This is a genomic window from Chryseobacterium tongliaonense, assembly GCF_041224435.1.
In the GTDB taxonomy this organism is placed as follows: domain Bacteria; phylum Bacteroidota; class Bacteroidia; order Flavobacteriales; family Weeksellaceae; genus Chryseobacterium; species Chryseobacterium tongliaoense.
In genome coordinates, this window is the sequence record NZ_JBGFFD010000001.1 from 890,316 (window position 1) to 906,269 (window position 15,954).

Annotated in this window: 19 protein-coding genes and 1 tRNA gene; 14 read left to right on the forward strand and 6 right to left on the reverse strand. The window is 35.4% G+C overall.

What is annotated here, in order from left to right:
* The first annotated feature begins 105 nt into the window (after positions 1–105).
* A complete protein-coding gene (locus AB8P06_RS04185) occupies positions 106–870 on the forward strand; it encodes an enoyl-CoA hydratase/isomerase family protein (RefSeq protein ID WP_369838269.1) in 765 nt (254 codons plus the stop codon).
* A gap of 36 nt (positions 871–906) precedes the next feature.
* On the opposite strand, the gene AB8P06_RS04190 is transcribed toward AB8P06_RS04185, so the two are convergent.
* On the reverse strand, positions 907–1,428 hold the full coding sequence (locus AB8P06_RS04190) for a hypothetical protein (protein WP_369838271.1): 522 nt from the start codon (positions 1,426–1,428) through the stop codon (positions 907–909).
* An 11-nt stretch (positions 1,429–1,439) separates the two neighbouring features.
* A complete protein-coding gene (locus AB8P06_RS04195; protein WP_369838273.1) occupies positions 1,440–3,041 on the reverse strand; it encodes a class I SAM-dependent methyltransferase in 1,602 nt (533 codons plus the stop codon).
* A 130-nt stretch (positions 3,042–3,171) separates the two neighbouring features.
* Here AB8P06_RS04195 and AB8P06_RS04200 point away from each other — a divergent pair, with 130 nt between their 5' ends.
* The 6 genes from AB8P06_RS04200 to AB8P06_RS04225 all read left to right on the forward strand — a co-directional run bounded on the left by AB8P06_RS04200 (position 3,172) and on the right by AB8P06_RS04225 (position 7,288).
* Positions 3,172–3,789 (forward strand): hypothetical protein, encoded by a 618-nt coding sequence (locus tag AB8P06_RS04200; RefSeq protein WP_369838275.1) that lies wholly within the window; start codon positions 3,172–3,174, stop codon positions 3,787–3,789.
* Positions 3,790–3,850: 61 nt separating this feature from the next.
* Positions 3,851–4,141, forward strand: a complete 291-nt coding sequence (locus AB8P06_RS04205; protein WP_369838277.1) for a winged helix-turn-helix domain-containing protein — start codon at positions 3,851–3,853, stop codon at positions 4,139–4,141.
* A 148-nt stretch (positions 4,142–4,289) separates the two neighbouring features.
* Complete coding sequence (locus tag AB8P06_RS04210; RefSeq protein WP_369838279.1) at positions 4,290–4,775, forward strand: Coq4 family protein; 486 nt, start codon at positions 4,290–4,292, stop codon at positions 4,773–4,775.
* A 38-nt stretch (positions 4,776–4,813) separates the two neighbouring features.
* Positions 4,814–6,187: a DUF4153 domain-containing protein gene (locus AB8P06_RS04215; protein WP_369838282.1), complete on the forward strand. Its 1,374-nt coding sequence runs from the start codon at positions 4,814–4,816 to the stop codon at positions 6,185–6,187.
* A 4-nt stretch (positions 6,188–6,191) separates the two neighbouring features.
* The gene (locus tag AB8P06_RS04220) at positions 6,192–6,731 is read left to right on the forward strand and encodes a hypothetical protein (protein WP_369838284.1); all 540 of its coding nucleotides are present in this window, start codon (positions 6,192–6,194) and stop codon (positions 6,729–6,731) included.
* 44 nt (positions 6,732–6,775) lie between these two features.
* A complete protein-coding gene (locus AB8P06_RS04225; RefSeq protein WP_369838286.1) occupies positions 6,776–7,288 on the forward strand; it encodes a hypothetical protein in 513 nt (170 codons plus the stop codon).
* A gap of 58 nt (positions 7,289–7,346) precedes the next feature.
* Here the strand turns inward: AB8P06_RS04225 and AB8P06_RS04230 are convergent, their stop codons facing one another.
* The 3 genes from AB8P06_RS04230 to AB8P06_RS04240 are packed head-to-tail and all read right to left on the reverse strand — an operon-like array spanning position 7,347 to position 9,380.
* Positions 7,347–8,471: a serine hydrolase domain-containing protein gene (locus tag AB8P06_RS04230; RefSeq protein ID WP_369838288.1), complete on the reverse strand. Its 1,125-nt coding sequence runs from the start codon at positions 8,469–8,471 to the stop codon at positions 7,347–7,349.
* Between the two features lie 5 nt (positions 8,472–8,476).
* Entirely contained in the window at positions 8,477–8,926 is a 450-nt protein-coding gene (gene dtd, locus AB8P06_RS04235; protein ID WP_369838290.1) for a D-aminoacyl-tRNA deacylase, read from the reverse strand.
* A 1-nt stretch (position 8,927) separates the two neighbouring features.
* Positions 8,928–9,380, reverse strand: coding sequence for a hypothetical protein (locus tag AB8P06_RS04240; protein WP_369838292.1), 453 nt, complete (start codon positions 9,378–9,380; stop codon positions 8,928–8,930).
* Positions 9,381–9,489: 109 nt separating this feature from the next.
* Here AB8P06_RS04240 and greA point away from each other — a divergent pair, with 109 nt between their 5' ends.
* From greA to AB8P06_RS04275, 7 genes are all read left to right on the forward strand, one after another.
* Entirely contained in the window at positions 9,490–9,960 is a 471-nt protein-coding gene (gene greA / locus AB8P06_RS04245) for a transcription elongation factor GreA (protein WP_007846916.1), read from the forward strand.
* Positions 9,961–9,999: 39 nt separating this feature from the next.
* Positions 10,000–10,389, forward strand: a complete 390-nt coding sequence (locus AB8P06_RS04250) for an HIT family protein (RefSeq protein WP_369838294.1) — start codon at positions 10,000–10,002, stop codon at positions 10,387–10,389.
* A 63-nt stretch (positions 10,390–10,452) separates the two neighbouring features.
* Complete coding sequence (gene clpX, locus AB8P06_RS04255; RefSeq protein ID WP_369838296.1) at positions 10,453–11,640, forward strand: ATP-dependent Clp protease ATP-binding subunit ClpX; 1,188 nt, start codon at positions 10,453–10,455, stop codon at positions 11,638–11,640.
* 76 nt (positions 11,641–11,716) lie between these two features.
* Positions 11,717–13,696 carry a T9SS type A sorting domain-containing protein gene (locus AB8P06_RS04260; protein WP_369838298.1) on the forward strand — a complete coding sequence of 660 codons (1,980 nt, stop codon included), beginning with the start codon at positions 11,717–11,719 and terminating at the stop codon, positions 13,694–13,696.
* Between the two features lie 5 nt (positions 13,697–13,701).
* On the forward strand, positions 13,702–13,911 hold the full coding sequence (locus AB8P06_RS04265) for a signal peptidase (protein ID WP_369838300.1): 210 nt from the start codon (positions 13,702–13,704) through the stop codon (positions 13,909–13,911).
* Positions 13,912–13,972: 61 nt separating this feature from the next.
* Positions 13,973–15,259, forward strand: a complete 1,287-nt coding sequence (locus AB8P06_RS04270; protein WP_369838303.1) for a TlpA family protein disulfide reductase — start codon at positions 13,973–13,975, stop codon at positions 15,257–15,259.
* 44 nt (positions 15,260–15,303) lie between these two features.
* Positions 15,304–15,377: transfer RNA gene (locus AB8P06_RS04275), tRNA-Met, on the forward strand.
* 61 nt (positions 15,378–15,438) lie between these two features.
* On the opposite strand, the gene AB8P06_RS04280 is transcribed toward AB8P06_RS04275, so the two are convergent.
* Positions 15,439–15,954 carry a TlpA family protein disulfide reductase gene (locus AB8P06_RS04280; protein WP_369838305.1) on the reverse strand — a complete coding sequence of 172 codons (516 nt, stop codon included), beginning with the start codon at positions 15,952–15,954 and terminating at the stop codon, positions 15,439–15,441.

The following is a 15,954-nucleotide window of genomic DNA, read 5'->3' on the forward strand; positions in this document are numbered from 1 at the left end:
CCGTATGAATAAGAGAATCTGTTTAAAACTTATTTTATTATCGCTTTAATTTTCGTTAACAGGCTGTATTTACTATTTTTGTGTCAATCCAATATAAAAATAAAAATGAACGAATTCGTAGCATCAGAACTTAAAAACAATATCGCTGAAATTACTTTCGGCACTCCGAAAAGCAATTCTCTTCCCGGAGCAATTCTGGAAAAACTGGCTCAGACCATCCTTGACGAAGGAGCAAAAGATGAGGTTAAAGCCATTCTTATAAAAAGTGAAGGCGAAAAAGCTTTTTGTGCAGGAGCAAGTTTTGATGAGCTTTTAGCGATTGATGAGTTGGAAGCTTCCACCCGATTTTTCGGAGGTTTTGCCAAAGTTTTGAACGCTATGAAAAACTGCGGTAAAATTGTAGTCGTAAGAGTGCAGGGGAAAACAACCGGTGGTGGAGTAGGAATTGCCTGTGGTGCCGATTATTGTTTTGCGACAAAAGACTCTGCATTGGCTTTGACAGAAATTAATTTGGGGATCGGGCCATTTGTAATCGGACCGTATGTAGAAAGAAAAATAGGAAAATCCCAGTTCTCGGCAATGGCAATCGATGCAGATTTCAGATCGGCAGATTGGGCTGAGCAGCATAATATCTATCATTCTGTTTCGGAAAACATTCAGGAGATGGACGCTAATCTGGAAAAATTCATGACGACCTTAGCATCAAGAAGCAGTGAAGCTCTGGCTTTAATTAAAAAAGTGTCGTGGGAAGGAACCGATCATTTTAACGAGCTGATGCCGGCAAGAATTCATATGAGTGCAAGTTTAATTCTCGAAGACTCAGCCAAGAAAAATATTGAATCCATCAAAGAAAGACTGAGAGCTAAATAAAAATAAAAAAGTATTGAAAATCATTCAATACTTTTTTTATGGATTCTCATTAAGAGTAAGTACTATTTTACTGTATTTTAAATAGGTTACAGTCACTCTTGTTCCTATTTTATAGTGGTTATAATAGATTTTCTCAACCGGAAGTTTTATTTTTTCATGTTTGTGTCGTCCTGCAAAAGTAATAATGTATTCATCATTTTCAGTTGTATGACGGTAAGTTACGATACTTGTCAGCTGGTTTTTGCCGTCTTTAATATCTTTTTCCCAGTTCTTTACTGAATATTTATAGATAAGCCATATGCCAAAATAACAAAAGAAATAAAAGGTCATCAGAATGCAGATGCCTGCCACATAATGATAGGGTTTAAAATTGATAAATTCATCTTTTAAAACAAAGGCGGCAATAAGTGCAATGATAATGATGCCTGCTAATAAAATACCCGGAGTATCTTTAAAGAAATCTCTTTTTTGAATGGCTATACGGTTGATTTCTTCTTCACTCAAAGGAATATTTTCTTGCAGCTGTATCTGAGAATAATCAATTGAAATATCTGCCATGATAATATTAATTACATCTTTAATAAATTAATAGAGACTGTTGCCAGCTCAGAATCCGGAAATTTCCTGAAAAGATCTTTATCAATATTCAGCCCTGTTTCCATGCATATTTTTCTGAAAACATCTATTTCCAGGATATATTGATCAGAAAATCCGTGAGTGGCTTCATACGCTGTAGCTGCCGTCTTTCCGATATTTTCACTGGTCAGTTTAGGATCTAAAGAATGAAGCTCAATAATCAGAAGCCCGTTTTTTCTTATATAGGGAAGCCAGAGTTCAAGATGTTCTTTTAAACTTTCCTCAACGAGGGTATTGGATAACCTTTTTCCTTTGTAAGCAAAAGCTCCGGTTGAAGTACTTATTCTTTTTGTAGAAATATTGTCAGGAGTTTTCCATACTCTGTTATGATCCAGGAAAGTTCTGATATTCAGCAGGTCTGAAAGCTCAATTTCATAATTTTCTTTCAGGTCTTCGGCAAGCTTTTGAGGATTACCGATATCGCCCCAGATCACTTTTGCCCAGATATCATTATTGATGAGGTTGGCTCTCGTAGCTTTTAACGCGGCCGGATTGTAATCTGCACCCACCAGGAACAGCGGATATTCTTCAAGCATTTTTCCGCGGAGCGTATATCTTTCAATAGTTTCAAAAATATGCTGGATAAAAGCTCCGTTTCCGCAACCCATGTCAAGAACACCTTTGGGCTGCAGATGAATAGGCTGATTAAAGATCTTAATAATAAAGTCATTGGCCACTTTGAAATAATTGGAATGGGCACCACCGCTTCCCCAGACATTCATAGCCCTGTCTACATGAATTTCGTCTTCACCTTCTTCAACATCTCTCAGCCTGGAAGCATTTCCAAATAAAAGCTCATCCATTCGGTTCAAAAGCGGAAGATAGGAAACCGTAACACCGTAAGAGGCGGCCCTTTTGGCAAAATAAATCCCGGTTTCTGTAAATTTGTAATTATCTCCTGATTTTTTAAACCAACCCAAGTAGGTAAGAAAATCTAAAATAACCTCAAAATTCTCATAGTTTTTGTGAAACTCAGTGGCCTGAAAAGAAGTTTCCATAAAATATTTATGAAACATACCTGTCATTCCCAGATAAACAATAAGAGGACCGATAATGCAGCCTTCAATATGCTTGATAATTTGTTCCTGAATCTTTCTTTCATCGGGTTCTTCCGAAAATGTAATTCCGAAATTGTCTTTGATAGACTGAGTGAGTTGGGTAAAATCATCAATAAACAAGCTGTCAGTAATCTGTTCTTTGATATTGGCGGATTTTTTTTGAAAAGCAATCGCTTTAAAATAAAGCGGGGAGTACTTTTGCAGGTATTGGGTTTTGGCGTTTTTTGAAACAATGATCTCGTCATTCTCCTTATTGATGGCATACCCTAAAAATCCCTGAGAGGCCAATGTTCGTAATGCTACATTAAGATAGCCTTCATTAGCTTTGAATGTTTGAGTAAGTTCGGTTAAAGTGATTTTGCCTTTGTCAATGATAAAGCAGAGAATATCCTTTTTTACTAATGAAGCAACAACCGGAGCTGTAACGATACCATCCAGATGCCTGAAAATTAACGAACGTAATATCTCTTTATTCATAACTCCCATATTAGTTTTTACTAAAGTTAAGAATTACTTGGAACGGGAAATAAAAATAAATGTGAAAATTTTAAAAATTATTTTGAAGTTTAAAATTAAATTATAACTTTGTATTTCAAAGTTCTTTTATATGGATTCAAAAAACTATCACGAAGATCTGTCACACATCCGTTCCATGATGGAGCGTTCTTCCAGGTTTATTTCATTAAGCGGATTATCCGGAGTTTTTGCCGGTCTGGCTGCTATTGCAGGGGCAGTGTATGTGTATTTTGTTTTTCAGAGAGAAGGAATTGATTATTTTGATGGTGACAGGAATATTTACAGTCCGGCATTGGTCAGGGAATTGGTTATCATCGGAACTTTGATCTTATTAGTGGCTATTCTCAGCGGATATTTCTTTACGGCTGATAAAAGTAAAAAGAAAGGTTTGAAAATCTGGGATGCAACCACCAGAAGACTTTTAATTACATTCTCAGTTCCTCTGGTAACAGGAGGTTTTGTATGCTTAGGATTACTGTATCATCATCTTTTTCCTTTGGTGGCACCGGCAACATTGATTTTTTACGGACTGGCACTGGTGAATGCCGAAAGATATACTTTAACGGATGTAAAATATTTAGGATATTGCCAGATTGCATTAGGATTGGTTTCCTTATTCTTCTTAGGATGGGGATTGTTGGTCTGGGCCTTTGGATTCGGTGTTTTGCATATTGTTTACGGACTGATTATGCATAAAAAATATAAATAAAATTTAAATTTGCGGCTCAGAAAATCTGTTTCCTGTATTCTGCAATCTACGATCTGACATTATGATTAATATAAATCAACTCAATAAAGAATTCGAAAGCCGTGTGAGACTGGGGATTATGTCCGTTCTTATGGTCAACGACTGGGTTGATTTCTCAGAAATGAAAAGTCTGCTGGAAATTACAGACGGAAATATGGCCAGCCACAGTAACGCCTTGGAAAAGGCCGGCTATATTGAAGTGAAAAAAGAATTTGTAGGTAAAAAACCGAAGACTTCCTACAGGGTTACCCAAAGCGGAAGACAGGCTTTTACAGAACATTTGGATGCTTTGGAAAAATTATTAGGGAGATGATCTCTATATTTTTTTGAAAATTTACTTTGTAATTCAAAGTTCTTTGGTTTTATAAATGAAAATAAACATAAAAAGGAAAATTTTTCAATATCCCATGGTCATTCTTTATGCTGTTATCGGAATTAATATAATCTAAATAATAAAAACTATGAAAAAATTACGTGTCCGCTTTTTGCTTTTCGTGTACGACAAAACCCAGAAGCTCTACCGGAAATATTTTAAAAAGAAAAAAAGACAATGGCAGTTCAGCCAGCAGCAACTGCTAGAGTTTCAGGAAGACTCACTGGGGAGAAAACTGGGTGAGTTTTATAAACGTCACGGTTTCACGATGATTCCTAAAATGGAAAATCACGACGTTCATCATCTCATTACAGGCTGCGGGACCAATTTTGAAGATGAAATTGCGATGCAGTATCTGCTTCTCGGAAACGGAAAAATGAATGCCCACCTTTTGGCTGCCATAGTTTTAGGAACTTTAATTCTCCCGGAATATATCAAAATGTATATTGGTGCATTTAAAAAAGGTCAAAATATGAAGCCTTTTTATCATTGGGATTTTGAAACATTATTGTGGCAGAATTTTGAGCATCTGAAAGACTTTATCCAACAGAAACAAAGCCCTGTATACTACTAATTTCCAAATACTAACCTCTAACTTCTAATTTCTCTCTCATGAAAACACATCATTATATATTTCTTACAACCGCCTTATTCATTGTAGTCTTTTATAACGAAAATATAGGTCTGAATCTTGGAATTATCGGAATTCTGTATGCTTTGCTTACCGGATATAAAACACCGGAAAAAAACAGGACCAAAACTTTTCTTGTCCTTTTTATCACCAGTATTCTTTCAAGCATTGCTTTTGCATGGTATCGGGATTTTCCTTCACTTCTGGCGGTTGTAAGTTCGCTTTTATTGCTGTCTTACCGTTCCCGACAAAGAAAGATGAAAACCCTTTTACTGGTTCCGGTTTTTGTAATCAACTGTTTTACATTTATCTGCCGGTTTTTCAGCTTTGATCAATGGCTTCCGAAAAGAAATATTTCAGGAATATGGCAGAAAATATTCGCTTTTGTCCTGATTCCTTTAGTCTTGATCGCAATTTTCTTTGGAGTTTATTCGGCGGGAAGTGATCATTTTGCCAACCTTTTTACCAATATCGAATGGGATATTAATTTCTGGCAGCTGCTCTTCATTACTGTTTTAGGAACTTTTATTGCCTTTAATTACTGGAATTATGCCGTTGAAAAATTGGTCTATAAACAGAATCATGTCCTGGATAATGATTTTCAGGATAGAAATAAAACCCTCAAGCCTACATATTCTTTTCTCGATCTGGATGCTGAAAGAATGAGCGGTGTGATTTCTTTATTCTGTTTAAATATATTATTGATTTTCTTTCTCATTACGTATAATTACGAACAGTTTTATGAAGTGAGTAAAACACCTAACCAGCTTTCGGAAGAAACCCACGAAAGAGTAAATGCAGTCATTGTCTCTATTATCATGGCGATTCTGGTTATCATGTTTTATTTTAAATCAAGTTTTAATTTTGATCCTAAAGCCGGACTGATGAAAACCCTGGCAAAGATCTGGATCTTCCTGAATGCTGTATTGATAATATCTGCGATGCTGAAAAACTCAGAATATATCATGAATTACGGCTTCACTTATAAAAGGCTTGGAGTCTACGGATTTTTGATTTTATCATTGATCGGTTTGGCGGCAACTTTCATTAAAATTCAAAGAAAGAAAAGAAATGCATTTTTATTCAACACCATGACCTGGTATTTTTATGGAACAATTTTGGCTTGTAGTTACATCAACTGGGGAGGTTTTATAACTTCTCAGAATATGAAAAGAAATGATTTTAATTTCGACTATCATTTGAAGTCAACTAATTTCAGTGAGAAAGATTTATTGAAATATGCCGAACAAAAAAATAATGCAGGCTTAAAAAAACAAATTCATAATAAAGTAAAACAATATGAGTCCCCGACTTTTCTGTCAAAAATACTTTACTATGAAACCTTAAATGAATAATATTATGAAAAAATCCTTATTGTTAATCCCATTGATTGTCATTGCCTGTAAAAAGGAAGCCAACCTGAGCGAAACAACTGGAAAAGATTCAACCATCGTAAACGAACAACCTATGCCGGAATCCCAGGCTGACTCTGCAGCAATCAGGAAAAAAGATTCGATCATCAATAATGCTCCCGTTACCAAAGAAGTTTTGCGTAAAGGAGTAATGAGAAGTGAGAAAGATGGCCAGATTATCAGAACAGCCGATGCTTCACAGCTTCCCTTCACATTGGGTGAGCAATTCACAAAAGATAATCAGGAATTGGTTTTAAAAATCACCAACTATGAAAAACCGTCCATTAAGGCCTCAATCTCAACAAAAGAAAAAGATTTTAATATCCGGATCAATCAGATAAAATTACCTAACGGAGAATACGACGGCCCTTTTGGAAGAGAAATAAACTATGAAATTCCCGGTAAAGGCGAAGTCTGGTTAATTATCGGCAAAAGTAATATGGCTTCTGGAAATACAAAAGGTAATTTTTCGATACAGGTAGACTAAGCTTTGGTATAATTTCTGTAAGGTATTCCAAAAAGAATTACATTATGAAAAATATATTTTTAACAGCAGCAGTAGCTTCAGTAGCTCTAGTAAGTTGTGGAACCGTTCAGTCACTGGTACAGAATACATTTCCGTATACCGCCAATGTTTTGGTCTCTACAGGAGTACCTGCAGATAAAGAAGTCTCTTCAACCGCTACCGCTTCCAATGTACAGACATGGTTTGGCGGAAATAATAACGCAAAAATTAAAGATGTAAGGATTTCTGATGCGAAAGTATCCGTAGTAAGCCCTTCAGGAGGAAATTTAAGTGCTTTTAAATCAATAAAAGTATATGTTTCTTCCAACGGAACCGGTGAAAAACTGGTAGCTTCACGCTCCAATATTTCTACAGACAGCTCAAGCCTGAATTTAGATATTAATGATACCGGATTTTTAGATGAGGTGGTGAAAAGTTCAGGATTAACCGTAAGAACGGTTTATGAATTGAAAAATCAGACAAGTTCAGATATGAATCTGAAAATAGCAATGAATTTCAGCAGTGTGCCTGCGAAATAATTTTTATAAAAGTTTATTGTAAAAAATGTCTTTCAGATCCTGAAAGACATTTTTGTTTTTAATCGATATATTTTAATTGTAATAATATCCTGCGAATAGGCCCGGTAATAAAAGTATTGTTATTGGTAAGCCAGACGATTGAAAGATTTTTCTCCGGAATAATAATGAGGTGGGATTTAAAACCTCCCTGATCTCCAGCGTGTTCTATGACATTCACTTGTTCTTCCGTTTTAGTTTCCGAATAAAACCCTTTATGCACAAACCATACCCCGGAATGAAACATGTTTTTTTCATTGTTCCAGTTGTCAGGAATTTTGATCGTCTTAGAAGATTGTATCACAGAGCAGTCGGCGAATTTACATTCATTAATAGCTTTAATGTATTTTTTCAGATCTTCAATTGAGCTCCAGACCCCGCCATTTCCTGCGGCAGCAAAAGTAGGGCATTCACCATAATCATATTCCTGATAAACTTTATCTTTAAGTATATACCCATGCGCTACATTTTTATTGGGATAGGCACCATCGGTAATGGTACTGTTTTTCATTCCCGCAGGTCGGAAAATATTTTTATCAATAAAATGCTGCCATTTATCCTTGCTTGTTTTTTCAATGATTAAAGCCAGTCCGTTATAAGCAGGATTAGAATAATTCCATCTGGAGCCTGGCTCAAATTCTAACGAATCTGCAGATTTTAATGGTTTGAAATTTTCTTCATCTTTTGCTGTCAGATAAAAAATACTGTCTCTTTCCACATGCCTATTGTCCGGAAGCCCTGAAGTATGGGTTAAAAGATGTTGTAATTTAATTTTCGAAGCAATTTCCTTATTTTTAAAATCCGGAAAAAACTTTAAAAGGCTATCATCAACAGAAAGCTTTTTCTTGTCCTGAAGCATGAGAATGCCATACGCCACGAATGTTTTGGTAATCGAACCTAAATTGGAAACCGTTTTGCCTGAAAATTTCTCTTTTGTATTCAGATCCGCCAACCCAAAAGATTTTTCATATAAAACCTGATCACCTTGCTGGATGAGAATACTTCCGCCGGGTTCATCAGCCTTAAATATTTGTGAAAATACTGAATCGAGTTTTGTTTTTAAAACGTTCTCCCGGTTTTGCGCGATGCTGTATGATGAAAAAAATATTAGTATAAAAAATGAATAATACTTAAATTTAAGAAACATGTAAATCAGTTTTTAGTGATTGAATCCATAACAATAGTTACAGGGCCGTCATTGATCAGCGAAACCTTCATATCCGCACCGAAAATTCCGCTTTCGGTTTTCAGTCCTGATTTTGCAATTTCATCTTTAAAATAATCAAATAACGGAATGGCCTTATCCGGTTTTGCTGCTTTGATAAAAGAAGGGCGGTTGCCTTTTTTATAATCGGCAATTAAGGTAAACTGACTGATACATAAAATCTCTCCTGAAATATCTTTTACCGAAAGATTCAGTTTGTCATCTTCGTCTCCAAAAATCCTGAGGTTTAAAATTTTCTGAACAATCCAGTCCGCATCAGCTTTTTCATCGTTTTCATCAATACCTACCAGAAGCATAAAGCCATTGCCGATTTCTCCTACTACTTTCCCGTCTACCTTTACACTGGCTTCGGAAACTCTCTGTATAACAACTTTCATATTAATAATAAGTGGTTAATATTTTAGAAGCCGGATCATAATTATACAGATAAGTTTTTGGAGGTACATTGGCTACAGCGGTAGGCTGTCCGGTCAGTAAGATCCATTTTGCGTTGTCTTTAGGACATACTACACTGATGTTATCTTTGACTTCAAGAGTCGTATTGCTGTCCGGACAGATATGAGGTGCATTTCTGTCATAAATTTTAAAAGTAGAATCTGAAGCTCTTACAACAATTAAGCCTCTCGTCCCGGATTGTTGTTCATTAATATAAACCCAGCCCCCGACTTGGTTTAAAGCAAAATAAGCGGGAAGATTAAGGTTTAGGGTTACATTGATTGGGGTATTGGGAAAGCAACTTACGGTGTCTTCTCTGTTGCTGCAAGAATTTATACTTAAATTACTGATTATCAGTAAGGTTAAAATAGATAAGATTGAAAAAGTTTTTTTCATTTCAATTTAAATTTTTATATATTTGTAAAAATTAAACGATTATTACACGAAAACATTGTCCGGCAAATGTCGGATTATTTTTTTATACTAAAACTAAATTTTGAAAATTATGGCAAGCTATGTTACAAAGGAGGGGTTAGATAAAATGAAAGCTGAGCTGGAACAGTTGGAAACTGTGGAAAGACCTAAAATTACTCAGCAGATTGCAGAAGCCAGAGATAAAGGAGATTTATCTGAAAATGCGGAATATGATGCAGCTAAAGAAGCCCAGGGGATGCTTGAAATGAGAATTTCCAAGCTGAAGGATGTTATATCAACTTCTAAGATTATAGACGAAAGCCAATTAGATACTTCAAAAGTTTCCATCTTAACGACTGTGAGACTTAAAAATAATGCGACAAAGCAAGAGCAGGTATTTACTTTGGTTCCGGATAACGAAAGTGATTTAAAAAGCGGAAAAATTTCCGTAAACACACCTATTGCAAAAGGTTTGCTGGGTAAGGTGATAGGAGAAACGGCAGAAATCGTTTTACCAAACGGAAACAAATTGTCTTTCGAAGTATTGGAAATCACACTGTAAAACTCAAATCAAACTTCTAATATCTAACATCTGATAAGAATGAGTACAATATTCACAAAAATCATCAATGGCGAAATTCCTTCTTATAAAATTGCAGAAGATGAAAACTTTATTGCTTTCTTGGATGCAATGCCTTTAGTGAAAGGACATACTTTGGTGGTTCCGAAAAAAGAAGTTGATCTGATTTTTGATCTGGAAAGTGAGGACTATAAAAACCTTTGGGGTTTTACCCAGGAAGTGGCTAAGAAAATCAAAAAAGCAATTCCCTGTGTAAGAGTAGGCATCGCGGTGGTAGGATTGGAAGTTCCTCATGCTCATATTCATCTGATTCCTTTAAATAAAATGGAAGATATGAATTTTAGAAATGAGAGGTTAAAATTATCAAACGAAGAGTATACAGAGATTCAAAACTCAATTATTAATTCTTAAAAAAAGGAAAATCGTAAAAAAGAAATTTTTTACGATTTTCTTTAACATATATATATTATAGATATGAATTCAAACCAATGTTCTTTCTGTGGCAGAAAAAGAAATGAGGTGCAAATGCTGATCTCCGGACAAAACGGATTTATTTGCGAAAATTGTATAGAGCAAGCCCATTCTATTGTGAAAGACGGTGTTTCTAAAACAGGATTTTCTCCTGCGGAAAATGTGGAAGAACTAAAAAAACCAAAAGTAATCAAAGAATTTCTTGATGAATATGTGATCGGGCAGGACCAGGCAAAAAAACAGCTTTCAATTGCCGTTTACAATCATTATAAAAGACTGCTTCATGCTCAGGATGAAAACCGGGAAGTAGAGCTGGAAAAATCAAATATCATCATGATCGGTGAGACCGGTACCGGAAAAACTTTATTGGCAAAAACCATTGCCAGAGAGTTGAACGTTCCTTTTTGTATTGTAGATGCTACAATTTTAACGGAAGCCGGATATGTAGGAGAAGATGTGGAAAGTATTCTGTCAAGACTTCTTATGGTAGCTGATTATGATGTGGAAAAAGCAGAAAAAGGAATTGTATTTATTGATGAGATTGATAAAATTGCCAGAAAATCAGATAACCCGAGTATTACCAGAGATGTTTCCGGAGAAGGAGTTCAGCAGGGATTACTGAAGCTGCTGGAAGGAAGTATTGTAAATGTTCCCCCTCAGGGAGGAAGAAAACATCCGGACCAGAAATATATCCAGGTAAATACACAGAACATACTATTTATTGCCGGCGGAGCTTTTGACGGAATCAAGGAAATTATTGAAAGAAGAATGAACAAGCAGGCGATTGGTTTCAGTTCTGAAAAAATCAATAAAGTGGATGAAGATGATTATATATTAACTAATATTAATGCAATAGATCTTCGTTCTTTCGGTTTAATTCCCGAACTTTTGGGGAGATTTCCCATCATAACTTATCTCGAAAAACTCACAAAAGAGACGATGATCCGAATTATGAAGGAACCTAAAAATTCAATTGTAAACCAATTTATAGAACTTTTCAAAATGGATGGTACAAGTTTAAAATTTACAGATGGAGCAATTGCAAAAATTGTAGATGAAACAATGGAAAAAGGCTTGGGCGCCAGAGGTTTGAGAGGAACTACAGAAAAAGTGTTAGAAGATTATATGTTCTCAATTGGCGAAGAAAAAGAAATAATATTAACGGAAGATAATATTTTTGTGAATAAATAAAATAATTTTTTTTATAAGAAAAAAAAAACATAACTTTGCAGGTGAGATTGTATTAACACACAAATACTATTATACAATGAGAAAAAGTTTATTTGCTATTGGTCTTTTAGCAATTAGTTGGTCTGTTCAGGCGCAGATACTATGTCATGTTGACACTAATGCTAATATGTATGTGAGTAAAGGCACACTAGTTTATAGTGGAGGAGGCATGCAGATGAAAGGTACAGGTAAGGTAGAAAACCACGGTAACGTTATGGTGGTTGGAAATGCTACTGATGCCTTTACAACTATTGATGCTTCAAATGTTGCAAAAACAGAAGCAAACGGTGGAGGTAACTTCGTTAATATGCTTAACGAAGAAACAGCTTATGCATCTGTAAATGTCAATAACCCTACGACACCTCCCGTTTATACATACGGTCAGCTGTATATTTCCGGTCTTACACAAACAAACATTACAGGAATTATCGATCAGCAGTTCAGACAGGTTCGCCACGGTGACTACCAACAGGTTGGTATGCCATTCTACATGAAAACTCCTGCTACTTTGAATGCTGAATTAGGTAAGACATTTAATGCTACCAGACGTTCCAAAAATGATATGCTTCATTGGGACAACACAAAAGTAGAGTTTCATCATTTGCCAAATCTGAACAGTATTTATAAGTTTGGAGATGCGGCTTATGGGTATGCTTACTGGATCTTGGGTGGAACCGGGCTTGATGTAAGTAATGTTACTCGTACTGTAAAAGGTCGCCCGCTTAGTGATATCGGGATGAGTGTTACTTTACAGAATGCTGGCTCAGCCATTAATTTTGGTGTAGGAGGAGCTAATAAAAATGATTATGCTGAAAAGTATAACACATATCTTCAGGATGGTTTTGAATTAACTTCAGGAACGGCATGGGCAGGAAACTTTGGTAAAAACTGGTATCAGTATGCCAATCCTTTCCTTACAAATCTTGACTTATCCAGAATTGCATACAACGAGCCGGCTGCTGTTGGTGACGGAGTAAATCTTAGCAATATTTATGGAGTAAGACTTGATGTTTCAGGAGTTCAATATAATCAAAACGGGGGTGGGTCTGGTTCATACAGAGCTATTACTTTCAATGCTGGGGTTCCAACAGGGGATGTTGATTATATGATGATAAGACCTTTGGGTACTTTTGCCATCAAACTTAATAATAACAGTAATGCCGATGTACTTAACTTTTCTAATCTAAGAAGATTTAATTACTACAGCAGAGATGCCAACACGAATTACAGTGTTTCTGCAAATAAAGGCTTAATAAGCAATAGCGGTACCGTAAAACAATTAGGAGTTAGTGCTCTTGATGCTAACGGTAAAGTAATTGGTACTACATATTATGTAGTTTATCCTAATGGTAGTACAGGGCACACTGCTACTGCTACAACTCAGTATGCAGCAACAGGAACTGATATTTTAGGAACTTTCGAAGAAAGCCCAAGCGGAGGTTATGATAATAATTATACTGCAAAGTATTGGTTATATATCAACGAAGCCAACGAAAATGATTTCCAAGGAAAGAACGTAAAGCTGGTTAACTACAGCAGCGCGATAAAGTCGTATAAATTTGAAATTAGAGAAAATGCGGCATTAGTAAGCAATGGAACACATCAGTTGTCTTCCGGTATAGGGTTTTATTACAAAGCTCCAAACGGAACTGTAACGGAGGCAAAACAAGGTGATGTAATTCCGGTTACTGGTGCAGAATATGATCTATATTACGGATCGCCTAGCACACTCATAGCAACTGCAAAAATAGCAGGTGGTGAGGTAAGTGTTAAGCCTTCAAGAACAAAAGTGGTATATAACCCGGAAATTACAAACTACATTGTAAGATTTGATCCGGATTGGAAGAAAGCAGATATTGAAGTTTATGATATGAGCGGTAAACTGGTTATCTCTAAGAAAGCAGTTAGTACTTCTACAGATTTTGTAATTGAACTGGATAGTGCAATTAAAAACTCTTATGTAGTAAAAATTGTTTCTGATAAGGGAGAAACTGTGAACACAAAAATCTTAAAATAAAATATATGAAAACTTTAAATAAACTAGTATACGCTCTTTTTCTTTTCGCTGTTTTCTTAGTCAATGCACAGCCTCCAAGGCCAGGAGATGGTGATGGTGGTGGTGGTTCGACTCCCGGAGCGGCACCTATTGATATGTACATTTACGCATTGGTAATTGCAGCAGTAATGTTTATTGTATTTTTTACAAAAAAATATAACAGCCAGAAAATATAAAAATTTTATTAAAATATTTGAAACTCTCTGATTAATCGGAGAGTTTTTTTATTTTTACAATATGAAAAAGATATTTATACTATCAGCAGCTTTATCTGCTTTTTCTCTACAGGCACAATTCAGTATTACAGTTCAGGCTCCGACTGACTTTAAAGATCAAGAGGCAATTTTATATACATTAAACGGTTCAAAAGATATTATTTTTACAAAAGAACAGGCTAAAAATAATACCTGGAATTTCAAATATCCCAGTCATTATATGGGAATGATGAAAGTGTATTTTCCGAATACAAATAATACCTTCAATTTTATTTCTGAAAATAAAAATGTAAATATTAAACTTCAGACAGAAAATAATAAGATCAAGGATATTATGTATCTGGATGAAGCTAACGATATAATGAGCAAGCTGCAGGAAGGTTCTCAGAAAAAAGAGTTAATCTTACCGGCACTGTCCCAGATTAAAGAATACTATAAGGATGATACCGATTTTGGAAAGGCATTAAAAACAGAAATCAGCAGATTATCGGGAGGAGCGAGTGGAGTTGATCAGGCACAGCATCCATTTATTTACTATTACAATACAAATAACAGTAAGTTCTTATCCAGTGATCCAGCTAAAAAGCCTTCTCAGGAGGAGATCATTAATTTCATTGATAAGTCAAATGATATGCTTGAAAGCTCATCTTTATTGAGGCCGATATTGGTGGCTTATTTAAACTCAGGAGGGAACGAAAATGTCACAGGCTCTGTAGATAAGCTTTTAGACCGATTAAAAGTGGAAACTCCACGCGGACAAACTGTTTTGTCTGAGCTGATCGATATTTTTGATGTATATGAGATGAAGGAATTTAAGGATAAATACCTTGGTCTTGCTAAAAATCTGAAATGTACGATTAATGACAGACTGGCATCAACGCTTAAATCAAATGCCAATGTTGAAATCGGAGCGGCTTTTCCTAACTATAAATTCCAGTCGGCTGTCAACACTTCAGCTAAATCAATTTATGATGTAAAAGCTGATAAAAAAGTGATCGTTTTCTGGTCTTCTACATGTTCACATTGCGAAAGTGAATTGCCGAAGCTTTTAGAGAAGTATAATGACTTAAAATCAAAAAATATACAGGTAATAGGCCTTTCTTTAGATGTAGATAAAAATTCTTATACCAAAAGAATTGCTGCCTTTCCATGGATCAATGATTCGGAATTAAGAGGCTGGAACAGCAGTTATAGTGATACCTATAATGTACACGCAACACCGACGTATTTTATTTTGGATGCTAACAATAAGATAATCAACAAACCAGACCATGTAGGCGATGTTTTGGAGTATTTTAAGCTAAAATAATTTTGGAGGTTAGTAAATATTTTATATATTTGCACCACCAAAACGGCGAGGTAGCTCAGTTGGTTAGAGCGCAGGATTCATAACCCTGAGGTCACGGGTTCAATTCCCGTCTTCGCTACAAAAAACCGCAACAATCTGTTGCGGTTTTCTTATTTTATAAAGAGCTATCTTAAGCTATTTTATTCTTCATTTAAACTTTTCAGAATTGATTCTGAATTATCCTCATTCACAATTCCGATGATCTCTTTAATGATTCCGTTTTTGTCTACTATAAATGACATGGGAAGCCGTTGAATTACCAGATATGATTTTAATTGCTGACCAGCATCTGTTATTTGATAGAAATTAAAATCATGAGTTATTAAAAAATTATTTACCTTTTCCGGATGATCATATGTGATTCCTATAAACAGGGAATGAGGCGAATATTTTTGTAATTTATTGAGAAAAGGAAGTTCTTTAAGGCAGGGTGCGCATGTAGTAGACCATAAATTAATAAAGGTTGTTTTTCCTTTGAGATATTCCGGACTATAGTTTTTGCCGTTTTTGTCTTTAAAATTTTCAATAGGAAAATGAGTTCCCAATTTATCTTCCATATCGGGAAATGTCCTGATTTGTTTCTGAGCACTTAAAAACAATATAGCCATCAACAGAAATAGAGCCGCACTTTTTTTTATTAATAAATCATTCTTCAT

Bases quoted from the DNA above. Each gene is read 5' to 3' on its own strand.
- AB8P06_RS04200 (WP_369838275.1), top strand. From the start codon at position 3,172: ATGGATTCAAAAAACTATCACGAAGATCTGTCACACATCCGTTCCATG.
- AB8P06_RS04210 (WP_369838279.1), top strand. From the start codon at position 4,290: ATGAAAAAATTACGTGTCCGCTTTTTGCTTTTCGTGTACGACAAAACC.
- AB8P06_RS04265 (WP_369838300.1), top strand. From the start codon at position 13,702: ATGAAAACTTTAAATAAACTAGTATACGCTCTTTTTCTTTTCGCTGTT.
- AB8P06_RS04260 (WP_369838298.1), top strand. From the start codon at position 11,717: ATGAGAAAAAGTTTATTTGCTATTGGTCTTTTAGCAATTAGTTGGTCT.
- AB8P06_RS04190 (WP_369838271.1), bottom strand. From the start codon at position 1,428: ATGGCAGATATTTCAATTGATTATTCTCAGATACAGCTGCAAGAAAAT.
- AB8P06_RS04185 (WP_369838269.1), top strand. From the start codon at position 106: ATGAACGAATTCGTAGCATCAGAACTTAAAAACAATATCGCTGAAATT.
- AB8P06_RS04280 (WP_369838305.1), bottom strand. From the start codon at position 15,954: ATGAAGAATGATTTATTAATAAAAAAAAGTGCGGCTCTATTTCTGTTG.
- AB8P06_RS04250 (WP_369838294.1), top strand. From the start codon at position 10,000: ATGAGTACAATATTCACAAAAATCATCAATGGCGAAATTCCTTCTTAT.
- greA (WP_007846916.1), top strand. From the start codon at position 9,490: ATGGCAAGCTATGTTACAAAGGAGGGGTTAGATAAAATGAAAGCTGAG.
- AB8P06_RS04205 (WP_369838277.1), top strand. From the start codon at position 3,851: ATGATTAATATAAATCAACTCAATAAAGAATTCGAAAGCCGTGTGAGA.
- clpX (WP_369838296.1), top strand. From the start codon at position 10,453: ATGAATTCAAACCAATGTTCTTTCTGTGGCAGAAAAAGAAATGAGGTG.
- AB8P06_RS04215 (WP_369838282.1), top strand. From the start codon at position 4,814: ATGAAAACACATCATTATATATTTCTTACAACCGCCTTATTCATTGTA.
- AB8P06_RS04240 (WP_369838292.1), bottom strand. From the start codon at position 9,380: ATGAAAAAAACTTTTTCAATCTTATCTATTTTAACCTTACTGATAATC.
- AB8P06_RS04195 (WP_369838273.1), bottom strand. From the start codon at position 3,041: ATGAATAAAGAGATATTACGTTCGTTAATTTTCAGGCATCTGGATGGT.
- AB8P06_RS04270 (WP_369838303.1), top strand. From the start codon at position 13,973: ATGAAAAAGATATTTATACTATCAGCAGCTTTATCTGCTTTTTCTCTA.
- AB8P06_RS04220 (WP_369838284.1), top strand. From the start codon at position 6,192: ATGAAAAAATCCTTATTGTTAATCCCATTGATTGTCATTGCCTGTAAA.
- AB8P06_RS04230 (WP_369838288.1), bottom strand. From the start codon at position 8,471: ATGTTTCTTAAATTTAAGTATTATTCATTTTTTATACTAATATTTTTT.
- dtd (WP_369838290.1), bottom strand. From the start codon at position 8,926: ATGAAAGTTGTTATACAGAGAGTTTCCGAAGCCAGTGTAAAGGTAGAC.
- AB8P06_RS04225 (WP_369838286.1), top strand. From the start codon at position 6,776: ATGAAAAATATATTTTTAACAGCAGCAGTAGCTTCAGTAGCTCTAGTA.